The following is a 13,750-nucleotide window of genomic DNA, read 5'->3' as shown; positions in this document are numbered from 1 at the left end:
AGCTGGTCAAGGTCGCGGTCGGGTCGTCGGAGGGGTTCTGCCAAATCGGCAGGTCCTGGAGATGGGGCCCGGAATCGAGCCTGCCATTTCGGCGCTTGTCGGACGAGTTTCTGGTGGGTTCCGGATGGTAAACCTCGCCGGAACATCTTTGCTTTCAGGAGCTTGCGTTGCTCCGCCGTCGAGTTGCTCGAAGCAATGGTACACCGCTTGCGTTAGGAATCCGAACATATTGCCCGCCTGAGCGCCCGGGATGTGACTCTGGGGCGGAAGGACGGGGGAGCGGGCGGACTGTTTTGAGGTCCGGCCGGAGCCTTGGGGCGGATCACTCGGGAAAGGAGCAGCGACGTGGCAGAAGGTGAAAAGATTATCGGGATCGACCTGGGCACGACCAACAGCGTCGTCGCCGTGATGGAAGGCGGCGACGTGACGGTGATCGCCAATCAGGAAGGCAGCCGGATCACCCCGTCGGTCGTCGCATTTACCACCAAGGGCGAAACCCTTGTGGGCGAGCCGGCCAAGCGGCAGGCGATCACCAATCCGAAGGGGACGATCTACTCCATCAAGCGCTTCATGGGCCGTCGCCATAGCGAGGTCAAGGGCGAGGAGCGGATGGTCCCCTACGAGATCACCGGCGGCGAGAGCGATTACGTCCGGGTTCAGTCGGGCGGCAAGGACCAGACGCCTCCGGAAATCTCGGCGTTGATCCTTCGCAAGCTGAAGGAAGCGGCCGAAAGCTATCTGGGCCACAAGGTTCGCAAGGCCGTGATCACCGTGCCGGCCTACTTCAACGACAGCCAGCGCCAGGCGACCAAGGACGCCGGGCAGATCGCCGGCCTCGAAGTGGCGCGAATCATCAACGAGCCGACGGCCGCGGCATTGGCCTATGGGCTCGACAAGAAGAAGAATGAAAAGATCGCCGTCTTCGACCTCGGCGGCGGCACGTTCGACATCTCGATTCTGGACGTCGGCGACGGCGTGTTTGAGGTCCTCTCGACCAACGGCGACACGCACCTCGGCGGCGACGACTGGGACGAGGCGCTCATCCACCACATCGCCGATCAGTTCCAGCGCGAGCAAGGCATCGACCTCCGCAAGGACCAGATGGCCCTGCAACGCCTGAAGGAGGCGGCCGAGAAGGCCAAGAAAGACCTCTCGTTCCAGGCGCAGGCCGACATCAACCTGCCGTTCATCACGGCCGATCAGACCGGGCCGAAGCACCTGACGATGAGCATCAGCCGGGCCGAGTTCGAGAAGCTCACCGACAAGCTGTTCGAGCGCTGCAAGGGGCCGGTCAACAAGGCCATGCAAGACGCCGGCTTGAAGGCCAGCGACATTGACGAGGTGGTGCTCGTCGGCGGCTCGACCCGGATGCCCCGCATCCAGCAGATCGTTCAGGACATCTTCGGCAAGGAACCGCACAAGGGGGTCAACCCCGACGAGGTCGTGGCCATCGGCGCGGCCATCCAGGGTGCGGTCCTGACCGGAGACGTCAAGGATCTGCTCTTGCTGGACGTGACCCCGCTGTCGCTCGGCCTGGAAACGAAGGGGGGCGTGATGACCGTGTTGGTCCCCCGGAACACGACCATTCCGACCGAGAAGAAAGAGACCTTCACCACCGCCGACGACAACCAGTCGGCCGTGACGATCAAGGTCTACCAGGGGGAACGGCCGATGGCGGGCGACAACCGCCTGCTCGGCGAGTTCAACCTCGACGGCATTCCGCCGGCGCCGATGGGCGTGCCTCAGATCGAGGTGACGTTCAACATCGACGCCAACGGCATCCTCAATGTTTCGGCCCGAGACAAAGGGACGAACAAGGAGCAGAAGATCACGATCCAGTCGTCCGGCGGCCTGAGCCAGGACGAGATCGAAAAGATGCGCCGCGACGCCGAAAGCCACGCTGCCGACGACAAGCGCCGTCGCGAGCTGGCCGAGGCCCGCAACGAGGCCGAGCAGCACGTCTACCGCATGGAGAAGCTCATCTCCGAGAACAAGGAGAAGCTCTCCGAGGCCGACGTCTCGGCCGTGCAGGCGGCCATCGCCAAGGTCAACGAGGTGAAAGGCTCGGACGACCCGGCGACGATCCGGTCGGCCATTGATAACCTGATGCAGGCCAGCCGGGCGATGTCCGAGCACCTGTACGCCGCCTCGGGAGCCACCGGGGCCGAGGCCGGAGCCGCCGGCGCGGCCGGTGGCGACGCCGGCCAGGCCCCTGGCGGTGACGGCGCCCATGCGGGCGGCCAGGGCGAAGACGTCATCGACGTCGAGTTCGAAGAGAAGAAGTGACGGAAGGTTCCGTGACACTGACCCCGGCGGGGTCGCCGATCCGATCGCCCTGGCATGGCCGGGGGACGGACGCGGCGACCCCGGAGCCATTCGGCGGCCATCGGGGCGCCGCCGACGCCGCCCGGCTCAATGGGCTTGCAAGGCTTGACCGCACCCACCCCCCTGCCCGGCTCCACCCGAGACCCTGGAGCCGAGCTTCGTTGCCCCGATTCCGGGAGGATGGCGATGGTTCTTGACGATGCCCGGCCGGTTTACCCCTTGCTCGTGAAAATGGCTCGCGAGTTGGCCGAAGATGCTCGCAACGGCAAGCGAGGCGGCTGGATCACCTACGATGACCTCTGCCGACGCTGCGGCGAGGAACTGTCGATCAAGGAATCGCCCCGCACCGTGTTCGCCCGCCGGCTCAAGCCGATCCAGGCCGCCTGCATCGAACACGACAAGCCCGACCTGGCGGCCCTGGTCATCCAGAAGCCCAAGCGGAGCGACTCGGGAGAGCTGCTCCGCCCCTCAGCCGCCTGGTGGGAGATCTACGTGACCCGCTCCGAGGCCGAGGCGGAAGACGTGCGGTTCTGGTTCGAGCGCTACCGGATCGCCCGCGATTTCGACTGGCCGGATGAGCCGTTCTTCTGAACGAAGGTCGGTTTGGGTCGGCGTCGTGCGAGGAGCTTCGTTGATGAGCACGTTCTTCAATGGCTTCGACCTCGGATCGACCTGTTCCGGAGGAATGACCACGACGCCCGGCAGCAGGACCAGGGCCGATTCGTCAGAGGATCGGCTGGTTCGGACCGGGCAGCGAGCTGAAGGTCGTGCAGGTTGATCAGGAGGGTGATGACACGATCACGATCATCGTGGAGGACTTCACGTCCTTCATCCGGGGCCTGCAAGACGAGGTCGAGGACGAAGCCGGCCCCTGACCCGCCGATTCGGTCTGTCCGAGAGATCGACCCCAAGTGACCGGGAGGACAGGGTGATGGCATCCCGAACCGAAACGGACGTCGATCGCCTGAGGCATCCGGAGGTGGAGCCCACGCTCCCGGAATGCTGGTACGACCGCTCGTCGATCTCGGCGGACGCGATGGTCACGATCGAGGACCAGACCGAGGAAGACTTCTTCCGGTTCGCCCCCGAGAATCGCTATTGCGAACTCATTGATGGGGTCGTGTACATGCCCTCTCCCGTGACCTGGCGTCATCAGGACTTTGTCGGGTTCTGGTATGTGCTTCTGTCGTGCTTCTGTGACGCACGCGACCTCGGTAAGGTCGGGATGGGGCCGGCGGTACTACGGGTCGCGCCAGGGCGTGATCTTGAGCCGGACGTTTTCGTCGCGCCGGTCGGTGTGGAACCGCTTCCCCCTCAAGGGTTGGCGATGGGGGCGGCCGTCCTGGTCGTCGAGATTCTCTCGCCCGGCAACCGCTCGCACGACCTGAAGCGCAAGGCGCAGATTTACCGTGAGGCAAGGCTCCCGGAGATCGTCTTTGTCGACGATCGGGACAAGGTCCTGATCGTCGAGCGGTTGGCCGGAGAGGAGTACGAGACGGTTCGGCTCAGGTCGGACCGGTGGGAGTCCTCGGCGGTGCCGGGCTTCTGGCTCGACGTCTCGTGGCTCTGGGAAGACCCGTTGCCGAGCCCGCATCGACTGATCAATCCGATCCTCGGGAACCCGGCCGGCTGAGCATCGAGACCAGGCCATGACCGACCTCGACGCCTTGATCCGACGCTCCTGGCCGGTCCTGAGGGAGGCGGTGCAGATGGGCAGGACGGTCACCTATACCGAGCTGGCGGGGCGGGTGGGGCCGCCGTTGAACCGGAGGCACCTGCATCGGCAGTTGCTCATTCCCCTGTCCGAACGTTGCCGACGAGCGGGCTTGCCCGACCTGGCGGCCCTGGTTGTTCGCAAAGATACCGGCATGCCCGGCGGCGGCTGGCATGTGCCGTATCCCGAGGCCGATCCCGACCGCGCGTGGGCCGAGGCGCTGGAGCAATGCTTGCGCTTCGACTGGCCGCGCGACGTGCCGGCCGGATTGCTGGAATCCGACGGTTGAATCACCCATTTCAGGGGCATTGAAGGCGAACGATTCGGTGGTTGGCGTCGTAGTGTCATGAACGAACTGATGGTTCGAGAGAATTCCATATGACGCTCGGGCCGATGCCGGCCCGAAGGTGGGGGAAGGGAGGACGATCATGGCGATGCGATTTGAGAAACTGACCCTCAAGAGCCAGGAGGCGGTGCAGCAAGCTCAGGGGATCGCCCGCGAGCAAGGGCATCAGCGGCTGGTGCCGATGCACCTGCTGGCTGCCCTGCTCGACCCGGATCAAGTGGTGGTCAAGTCGATCCTGCAGCACCTCGGGGTCAATCCGGCGCAACTGAAAAAAGCGGTCGATCAGGGGCTCGACGCCCTGCCCAAGGTCTCTGGAGGCGACCAGACCCTGAGCCCCGAACTGGCCCAGGTCTTCGACGCCGCGCAGGCCGAAGCCGACCGGATGAAAGATCAGTATGTCTCGGTCGAGCATCTCTTGATTGGGCTTTGCAAGGTCAAGAGCCGCGCCCACGAGGTGCTAGCGGCCCTGGGAGTGACCGAGCAAGATGTGCTGAAAGCCTTGCAAAACGTTCGAGGAGGGCAGGCCGTGACCGATCCGAACCCGGAAGACAAATATCAGGCACTCGAACGCTACGGCCGGGACCTCGTCGAGCTGGCCCGGCAAGGGAAGATCGACCCGGTCATCGGCCGCGATTCCGAGATCCGCCGCGTGGTTCAGGTGTTGAGCCGTCGGACAAAAAACAACCCGGTGTTGATCGGTGAGCCGGGCGTGGGCAAGACGGCGATCATCGAAGGGCTTGCGCAGCGAATCGTCTCGGGAGACGTGCCGGAAACCTTGAAAGACCGCAAGCTCATCGCCCTGGACATGGGGGCCTTGATCGCCGGGACGAAGTACCGAGGAGAGTTCGAGGACCGGCTCAAGGCTGTCCTGAAGGAGGTGACCAGCTCCGAGGGGAAGGTCATCCTGTTCATCGACGAGCTGCACCTGGTCGTCGGGGCCGGCAAGGCCGACGGCGCGATGGACGCCGCGAACCTGCTCAAGCCGGCACTCGCCCGCGGCGAGCTGCGCTGCGTGGGGGCGACGACGCTCGATGAGTACCGCCAGCACATCGAGAAGGACCCGGCCCTGGAACGCCGATTCCAGCCTGTGTTCGTGGGTGAGCCGACGGTCGAGGACACGATTTCGATCCTCCGAGGGTTGAAAGAACGTTACGAAGTTCACCACAAAGTCAAGATCAAGGATTCGGCACTTGTGGCGGCGGCGAAGCTGTCGGACCGATACATCACCGATCGGTTCTTGCCGGATAAGGCGATCGACCTGGTGGACGAGGCGGCGAGCCGGTTGTCGATGGAGCAGCAGTCGGTGCCGACCGAGATCGACATGCTCCAGCGAAAACTCTTGCAACTGCAACTGGCCGAGCGGATGCTCCAGGGAGAACACGAAGAACACGCCCAGGAACGCCTGGCCGAGATCGAGGACCAGATCGCCGACATCGAGCGGCAGCTCCAGGACCTCCGCCGCCAGTGGGAGCTGGAGAAGTCGGGGCTCGGCGACATCCACGGCATGCGGGAGCGGCTGGCGCAGATCCAGATCGAGTTCGGCCGCGCCTACGACGAACTCCGCCAGATGCAGCAGCGGGGCGAGCTCCCCGGAGAGGACCGCTACCGGGCATTGGCCCAGCTCGACGCCGAACGCAAGGAACTGGAGCGCCGGATCGGCGAGAGCGAGGCGAACGCCGAGGCCGACGGCCAGGCCCAGGAGGGCCGCCGATTGCTCAAGGACGAGGTCGATGCCGAGGAGATCGCCGAGGTCGTCAGCCAGTGGACCGGCATTCCGGTGAGCCGGATGCTCGCCACCGAGCGGGAAAAGCTCTTGAAGCTGGAGGATCATATCCACCAGCGTTTGGTGAATCAGGAGCAGGCCGTACACGCTGTCTCCGAGGCCGTGCGACGCGCCCGGGCCGGGTTGCAGGACCCGAACCGGCCGATCGGCTCGTTCCTGTTCCTCGGCCCGACCGGCGTGGGCAAGACCGAACTGGCCAAGGCACTGGCCGAGTTCCTGTTCGACAGCGAGCAGGCGATGGTGCGCATTGATATGAGTGAATACGGCGAGCGGCACAACGTCGCCCGTCTGATCGGTGCCCCTCCCGGCTATGTCGGCTATGAGGAAGGGGGCCGGTTGACCGAGGCGATCCGTCGACGGCCGTACTCGGTGATCCTGCTCGATGAGGTCGAGAAGGCGCATCGAGACGTGTTTAACGTCTTGCTCCAGGTCCTCGACGATGGCCGCCTGACCGACGGCCACGGGCGGACGGTCGACTTCCGGAACACGGTCATCATCATGACCAGTAACCTTGGCAGCCAGGCGATTGCCGAGCTGGCCGGGGCCGACCGCGAGGACGAGATGAAGGCCGCCGTCCGTGAGGTCCTTCGCCGCGAGTTCCTGCCGGAGTTCCTCAACCGGATCGACGAGACGGTGATCTTCCACCCGCTCGGCATGAGCGAGCTGACGCAGATCGTCGACATCCAGCTTCGAAGGCTTGAACACCTGTTGACCGAGGCAGGCTTGTCGTTGAAGGTCACGCCCAAGGCGAAGTGGCAACTGGCCGAGGAAGGCTTCGACCCGACCTTCGGCGCTCGACCGCTCAAGCGGGTGATCCAGAGCCGCCTGGCGAACCCGATTGCCACCGGTCTGCTCGACGGTTCGATCGCCAAGGGGTCGACCCTTCAGATCGACTGGGACGAGGCCGGTGAACGCTTCACCTTCAGCCCCGCCGCCACCGAGGCTCCGGCGGAAGCCTGAGCCACGTTGCGGAAGAATTCCGCGAAATAAGTGCTCGGCCCGGACGGCTCGCCGGTCGTCCGGGTCAAGCCGCGCGCGGAGGGAGCGAGCGGTCAGACCGCTTCGCGGGTGGTGGATGACCGGCCGTTGCTCGTTGCCGATGGCGAGACGGCGGACCCGTTGCGTGGGCCGCACGATCGACGCAACATGATGGGAAAAACGCTTGACAGGGTCTGTTGCATCGGAACACTATAGGTCCATTCCGCAACGTGTGACTGGGACATCTTCCTGAACATCGGATCGTCGGGCTCGAATCTTCTTCATGAGTGATCGCCTGATTCGACAACGCTGGTGGGTCGCCTGCCTCTACTGCCTCGCGGTGGTGTTGGCGCAGGGAATCCACGCCCCGCATGGGGAATTGCCAGCGGTCGGCGGGCACACTTCCGCAGAGACCTGCGGGGATGATCACCACGAGAACGGCAACGATCAATCGTCCTGGGATGTTGCTGGTGTTGCTCCTTGTGTGAGCGATTGTCCCTCATGCACGTTCCTCCTGAACCATCAGGCCCTCCTGGCCGACCAGACCGAGGTCGTGCGTGCAGCGCACGGTGCTGATCTGGTCTGTTTGACACCGGCACTCCCCCGCCTCTCCTCCGCCCTCGCCCGGAACCGGGCTCCTCCTCTCGCCTGAGAGATTGACCGACCGCGTCTGCGCGCCCCACATCTCTGCGAAGGCGCGATCTGACCGGTTTTGGCCTCGGTGCGCGTTGCGCTTCACGTCGCCGCATCCGAAGCCCACGCCATCGACCTCCGCTTCCGAGCCGATCATCCGTCTCGGGGCGCGGGTTTCTCGGCATCCATCGCCACATCCGCCCCAGCGCCGACCGCAACACCCCATCGCGGGCTGTCTCGACACGGGCGTTGAGGGTGCGTCCAGACATCTTACGGAGAGTCATTTATGCGTATTTCTCGTCGCGAGGATTGTCGCCAGGCGTTTACGCTGGTCGAACTCCTCGTGGTGATTGCAATTATCGGGATTCTGGTGGGGTTGCTCCTGCCGGCGCTGGTCTGGTCGCGCGAGTCGGCACGGAGGGCCCAGTGCCAGAACAACATGAGACAGCTTGGAGCGGCCTGGTTGATGTTTGTCGAGAAGAATCAGGGCCGGTTCCCCGAGACGAGTCATTACAACACGGCACCGGGGGACATCCACAAATCCTGGGTGTTCAAGCTTGAGCCGTACCTGCAAAACCTTTCCGAGATTCGGATCTGCCCGTCCGATCCGGACCGCATGGCGCGGCTCAAGGGTCAAGATGCCGAGGATCCGACGATCCAGGTGCTGGACCCTGTGACCAATACGATGGTCAGCGCGGTGCTGCCAAAGACCTCGACGAGCTATGCCTACAACGACTACCTCGATGGGGGCTGGCGGGGGAGGCGCGATGCGTTTGGAAGACCCATGCCATCGACCCCAGCCGATCGACTCAGGGTCCGTCAACTTGCGGAACTCAAGTCGCCCGCTCGGACGATTCTAATGTTTGAAGGTCGAGTTGCGACGACCCTCTATGGCGACCATACCCATTCCGGGACCTGGCACCAACCCACTCCGCCCCAGACGTACTGGACCAACGTGACAAGCGAGATTGCCCCTTCACGTCATCGTGGTACAGCAAATTATCTGTACGCCGATGGTCACGTCGAAACGATCGAGGAATCACGGTTGAAGGAGCGGGTTGAGCGAGGAGATCGATTTGCGGAGCCCGGCAAGGGCTGATTGCCCTTCGGCTTCCGTACGCCCCTCGGCGCATCGGGGGGATGTCCGGACCGGCCTGTGAGTCGGAACGGCCGCCGGCAACGGTTGTCGGCGGGAATTTGAGCGTCAAGCCTCACGAATGCCAAAAGGAGAGTGATGCGTATGAGTTTTCATCGATTTTTTTCTCGTGTTGTGGGAGGTGGGCTCCTTGCCTTCGCGTTCTCAATGGGCCTTGGGGATGTGGCAATCGCCGATACGATCATCTCCGGCGGTCACTGGGACGTTGATGTCGAGTACGATGGCGCGAATGAGGAATTCGAGCTTCACTGGCATCTTCATGGCACGGATACGGTGATCGAAACGGACGAGGCGTTGCTTTATCTCGATCCATCGAATACGGCACTGACCCGGCCTGGTGGGGCGCAGTGGGATTTCCTCGGAACTGGGGCCGGCGATCTGGTCTATATCCTTCCATTTGATGAACCGGCCGATCTGTCGAGCCTGGTCTGGCTTGGACTCTCGGCCGAGGAGATTCCGACCGGAACGTTCAATCCCAACAACATCACCCTAAGCCTGGTCGGTTTTAGTGGCCCGGGAGAATTCTCGCTCTTCACAACCGATTCTTTCGGCAATCCGAACGTCTTCATGGCGACCTCGGATGGGCTGAGTAGCGGTGATGCCATCAACCTAACTCTTGGAAGCCATCGTCATGCGAACTGGGCCTTCAGCGAACTTGGCCTGTACGGTCTGACGTTTGAGGCTTCGGGAACGCTTCTGGACGGTCGAGTGATCCGAAGCACGCCGACGACGTTCTACTTCGGTGTCGGAGTGAATTCGTTCCCCGGTCAACCCGGAGTCATTCCTGAACCGGCGAGCCTGGTGATGCTGGGGATGGGGGTGCTCGCCGTTGGTGGGGCAGCGTTGCTGCGAAGGCGCCGCGAGGGGTTCGAATCGAAGACGGTGTAAAGGGCGTGGGAGGTGGCACTCGCACAACGCCCTCTACACCGCGGTTCCCTCCGCGTGTGATTTCTCAGTGACGCGAGGGGCCGCGGAGCGGTCGGCAAACCGCTCTGCGGTTTCCTCATTCTATGACCTTCCTGCTCCCTCGGGCTAGGGGGCCGGTTGAGACTGAGCGTTCGTTGGGAACGACCAGTTCAGCCGGTTCCCTGTGAATCGCTTCCCAGGCGGGCGGTTTCTTTCCATCAGCGCGGGAGAACCCCGATGAGTCAAACCTTCGCCGTTCGACGAAACGGCTTTACTCTGATCGAACTTCTTGTGGTCATCGCGATTATCGGGGTGCTGATCGCTCTGCTGCTGCCGGCGGTGCAGGCGGCACGAGAGGCGGCACGGAAGGCGCAGTGCCTGAATAACCTGAAGCAGATCGGGCTCGCGTTGCACAATTACGAGACCAATCACAGCACGTTTCCACCGGGTTGGACGGCCTACTTCGAGGAAGAACATCACCACGACGATGATCATGATGACGACCACGACGGCCACGGATTCTCAGGAACCCGATTCAAGGACGGGGATGACGAACTGGCCGGCTGGCCGGGGTGGGCCTGGGGAAGTATGATCTTGAATCAGGTCGAACAGGGCCCGCTTTACGACGCGATCAATTTCGATCTGTCGGTCGATTTGCCGTCGAACGTGACGATTCGGCTCGCGCGGGTCGCGTCGTTCATCTGCCCGTCGGACAACGAGGTGGCCCTGGTGCCGGTTCGGGACGAGGGCGATTCGCTGACGTTGACCGAGGTGAGCACGGGGAATTACATCGGGAGCAATGGAATCGGCGAGATCGGCCCTGAAGACGGTCAGGGGATCTTTTACATGAACAGCCGGACGCGGATCTCGGACATCCGAGACGGAACGAGCCAGACGATTGCCGTGGGCGAGCGGAGCTTCAACCTCGCGCCGGTGACCTGGACGGCTCGAACGCCGCACGGCTGGAATTACAAGACGCCGCCGAGCCAGGGGGGAGACGCTCGATTCCTCTCGTACCCGCACCCGGCCTTCTCGATGGTGATTGGGACGGTCGGGATTTCGGACCCTCCCCGGACGCCGAATCATCCTCGGGCGCACCCGGAGGATTACTGGAGCCGGCATCCCGGTGGTGTGAATTTCCTGTTCGCCGACGGATCGGTTCACTTCATTCGTGACTCGATCTCGCAGTCCGTCTTCCTGTCGCTGGCGACCCGAAAGGGTGCCGAGGTTGTCTCGGCCGACCAGTACTGAGTTCGAGACCGTTCCGCGACCGAGCCGGATGGGGAACGCCGCGGTCGTTGCCCGCCATCGACCCCAATCCGGCCCGGAGTGTTCGAAGACCGATGATCGAGCCAAACGAGCCTGAGGAGCAACGATCGGCGTCGGATCGCCGCGTGGTCCTGGCCCTGTTGTTCACCTCGGGAGCCGCGGCCCTGATTTACGAGGTGTCGTGGTCGCGGCAGATCGGCCTCTTGTTCGGGCACACGGTGCATTCGGCGGCAGTGGTGCTGACGTGCTATTTTGTGGGGATGGCGATTGGTTCGGTCCTGGCGGCGCGGTGGGTGGGGCGGGTGATTCCGCTGCTGGGTTACGGCGTGGCGGAACTGGTGGTGGCGGGATGGGTGCCGTGGGTGCCGAGGCTGCTGGATGCGGTCGAGCAATCCTCGTGGGCGGCCTGGCTGTCTCATCCTGAGCCGGTCGTACAAGTGTTGATTCGATGGGGGCTGGCGTTTGGCTTGCTGCTCCCGGCGACGGTGGGCCTGGGGGCGAGCTTGCCCTTCATGGCCGAGCATCTTTCGCCCGATCGGCGCCTGGCGCCGGGGCGGGTGGCTCTGGCGTATGCGCTGAACACGGCCGGAGCACTGGTCGGGGTGGTGTTGACGACCGCGGTCTTGATGCTCGCCGTCGGCGTTCGGGGCAGTGGCTGGATTGCGGCGGCGCTGTCGGGAGGGTGTGGGATCGTCGCCTGTCTCATGGCGATCAGGGGGCGCGCGGGTGGTCAGGAATCGAAATCGGGGGTGGAGTCGAAGTCGGAAGCACGGGAGGTGTTGACTGGGCAAAGCGTCACGGATTCCAAAGGATCGGTTGGGTTCTGGTTGGCTCTGGCAGCGCTTTCGGGGTTTGGAACGCTGGGATTGCAGGTTCTTTACACCCGGATGTTCTCCCTGGTTTTTCATAACAGTACCTATACGTTTGGCGCGGTGTTGACGGTGTTTCTGGCGGGTCTGGCGATCGGGTCGGCCGCGGTGGCTCGGTTGCATCGACGGATGTCAGCCGAGCGGTTGCTGGGAATCGCGGCCGGGCTGGGAGCGGCGGGCGTTTCGCTCTCGGTGCCGGTGTTTCTTGGGTTAACAAATCTGGACTCGTTCACATTTGGATCAACATTCACCGCGTATTTGGTCGGGGTGTTCGGGCTGGTGGCTCTGGTGGTCTTGCCGCCGGTGAGCGTTCTGGGCGCGGTCCTGCCGGGGATCTGGAAGGCGGCCGGAGCCTCGGGGATGGGAGGCGGTGCGGTGGTGGGTTGGCTGACGGCCGGCAACGCGCTGGCCGCGGCGCTGGGAGCGTTGCTGGCGAGCGTCGTCTTTCTGCCGAGCGTGGGGCTGTGGCCGTCGATCGTGGTCTTTTCGCTGATTTTTGGGCTGATTCCGGTTGTGCTTCTGGTGCGATCGGGGAGGAGGCTGGCCGCCGTCGGGGTGGTTCTGGTGCTTGTGGGGCTCGGGGGGGTTGCGATTACGGCTCCGGGACGGGTTCGGACCTTACCTCCGGACCCGAGGATCAGGATTCTCGCCGGCTGGGAGGGGGCGTACGGATTGGTCGAGGTAGTTCAGGTGGCCTCCGGGAATCGAATTCTGCGGCAAAACCTGCATTACGGGCTGGGGTCGACCGGCCGATCGACCGTCAGAGAATTGCGGCAGGGGCACCTGCCGCTCTTGTTGCATCCCGACCCGCGCGAGGTCCTGTTTCTGGGGCTGGGAACGGGGCTGACCTCGGGGGCGGCGACGATTCACCCGCAGGTGGATCGGATCGAGATCGTCGAGTTGATTCCGGAAGTGGTCGAGACGGCCCGCTTCTTCGAGCCGGAAAATCTCGGCGTGGTCGGTCATCCAAAGGTGACCATTCGAATCGACGACGCCCGGCACGACCTGCTTGCCTCGGGGAAGACCTACGACGCGATCATCTCTGACCTGTTCGTGCCCTGGGAAAGCCGCGCGGGGTATCTCTACACGGTGGAACAGTTCCGGCTGGCCCGATCGCGGCTCAATCCGGGAGGGCTGTTCTGCCTGTGGTTGCCGCTCTACCAGCTTGGGGCGACCGAGCTGACGATGATTGCGGATAGCTTCGCCTCGGTGTTTCCCAGCACCTCGATTTGGTGGGGTCAGCTTGCGTCGGACCGAGCGATGCTGGCGTTGATCGGGTCCGAGGCACCGCTGACGATTGACCCGAATCGGGTCGATGCCACTCTGCCGTTGCTGACCGATACGCGGAACGATCCCGAGCGGTATCTCGACTCGGCCGAGACGTTGGCCCGCCTTTATGGGGGAGACTGGCCGCGCCCTGCCCCGGGAACCCGGCTCAATACGGACGAACACCCTCGCGTGGAGTTCCTGGCGCCGATCCGACAACGCAACGACCGCCTTCTGTCGGGTGAGCGGTTGCTCGACCTGTTCGATCAGCGGTTCCGGCGCCTCCCGTTCCACCAAATTCTGGATGAGCCGAAACCGCGCGACCAGGGGATCGTGATGTATCGGCGTCGGGTCTGGCAGCGGGAGCAACTGACAAGCGGAGCGTTGTGAGTCTGAGGGATGATGATTTGTGTTGAATGGTGATTTCGTTGAACACCTGAACGTGTGCGAGTTTCTTGAGCGGCGACATTGAGCTTTGCGAAGGGTTTGCGGACTGCGCCGGGGC

General features: G+C 63.6%; 10 protein-coding genes. All 10 read left to right on the top strand.

The features are described 5' to 3' along the window. Positions 1 to 345 precede the first annotated feature (345 nt). The 10 genes from dnaK to GA615_RS14505 all read left to right on the top strand — a co-directional run bounded on the left by dnaK (position 346) and on the right by GA615_RS14505 (position 13,635). Positions 346 to 2,286: a molecular chaperone DnaK gene (gene dnaK / locus GA615_RS14550; RefSeq protein WP_152052035.1), complete on the top strand. Its 1,941-nt coding sequence runs from the start codon at positions 346 to 348 to the stop codon at positions 2,284 to 2,286. Positions 2,287 to 2,511: 225 nt separating this feature from the next. Then, entirely contained in the window at positions 2,512 to 2,916 is a 405-nt protein-coding gene (locus GA615_RS14545; protein ID WP_152052034.1) for a hypothetical protein, read from the top strand. A 340-nt stretch (positions 2,917 to 3,256) separates the two neighbouring features. After that, a complete protein-coding gene (locus tag GA615_RS14540; protein WP_152052033.1) occupies positions 3,257 to 3,958 on the top strand; it encodes a Uma2 family endonuclease in 702 nt (233 codons plus the stop codon). 16 nt (positions 3,959 to 3,974) lie between these two features. Continuing rightward, complete coding sequence (locus GA615_RS14535) at positions 3,975 to 4,328, top strand: hypothetical protein (protein ID WP_152052032.1); 354 nt, start codon at positions 3,975 to 3,977, stop codon at positions 4,326 to 4,328. 139 nt (positions 4,329 to 4,467) lie between these two features. Continuing rightward, positions 4,468 to 7,128 carry an ATP-dependent chaperone ClpB gene (gene clpB, locus GA615_RS14530; RefSeq protein ID WP_152052031.1) on the top strand — a complete coding sequence of 887 codons (2,661 nt, stop codon included), beginning with the start codon at positions 4,468 to 4,470 and terminating at the stop codon, positions 7,126 to 7,128. Between the two features lie 301 nt (positions 7,129 to 7,429). Further along, entirely contained in the window at positions 7,430 to 7,798 is a 369-nt protein-coding gene (locus GA615_RS14525) for a hypothetical protein (RefSeq protein ID WP_152052030.1), read from the top strand. 267 nt (positions 7,799 to 8,065) lie between these two features. After that, a complete protein-coding gene (locus GA615_RS14520) occupies positions 8,066 to 8,878 on the top strand; it encodes a DUF1559 family PulG-like putative transporter (RefSeq protein ID WP_152052157.1) in 813 nt (270 codons plus the stop codon). Between the two features lie 141 nt (positions 8,879 to 9,019). Beyond that, positions 9,020 to 9,823 carry a choice-of-anchor M domain-containing protein gene (locus GA615_RS14515; RefSeq protein ID WP_161602343.1) on the top strand — a complete coding sequence of 268 codons (804 nt, stop codon included), beginning with the start codon at positions 9,020 to 9,022 and terminating at the stop codon, positions 9,821 to 9,823. 255 nt (positions 9,824 to 10,078) lie between these two features. Next, entirely contained in the window at positions 10,079 to 11,092 is a 1,014-nt protein-coding gene (locus GA615_RS14510; RefSeq protein ID WP_152052029.1) for a DUF1559 domain-containing protein, read from the top strand. A gap of 92 nt (positions 11,093 to 11,184) precedes the next feature. Next, positions 11,185 to 13,635, top strand: coding sequence for a spermine/spermidine synthase domain-containing protein (locus tag GA615_RS14505; protein ID WP_152052028.1), 2,451 nt, complete (start codon positions 11,185 to 11,187; stop codon positions 13,633 to 13,635). Positions 13,636 to 13,750 lie beyond the last annotated feature (115 nt).

This window comes from Tautonia marina, assembly GCF_009177065.1.
GTDB lineage: Bacteria > Planctomycetota > Planctomycetia > Isosphaerales > Isosphaeraceae > Tautonia > Tautonia marina.
The sequence above is the reverse complement of the archived record's forward strand: the minus strand, read 5'-3'. Positions and strand labels throughout refer to the sequence as shown.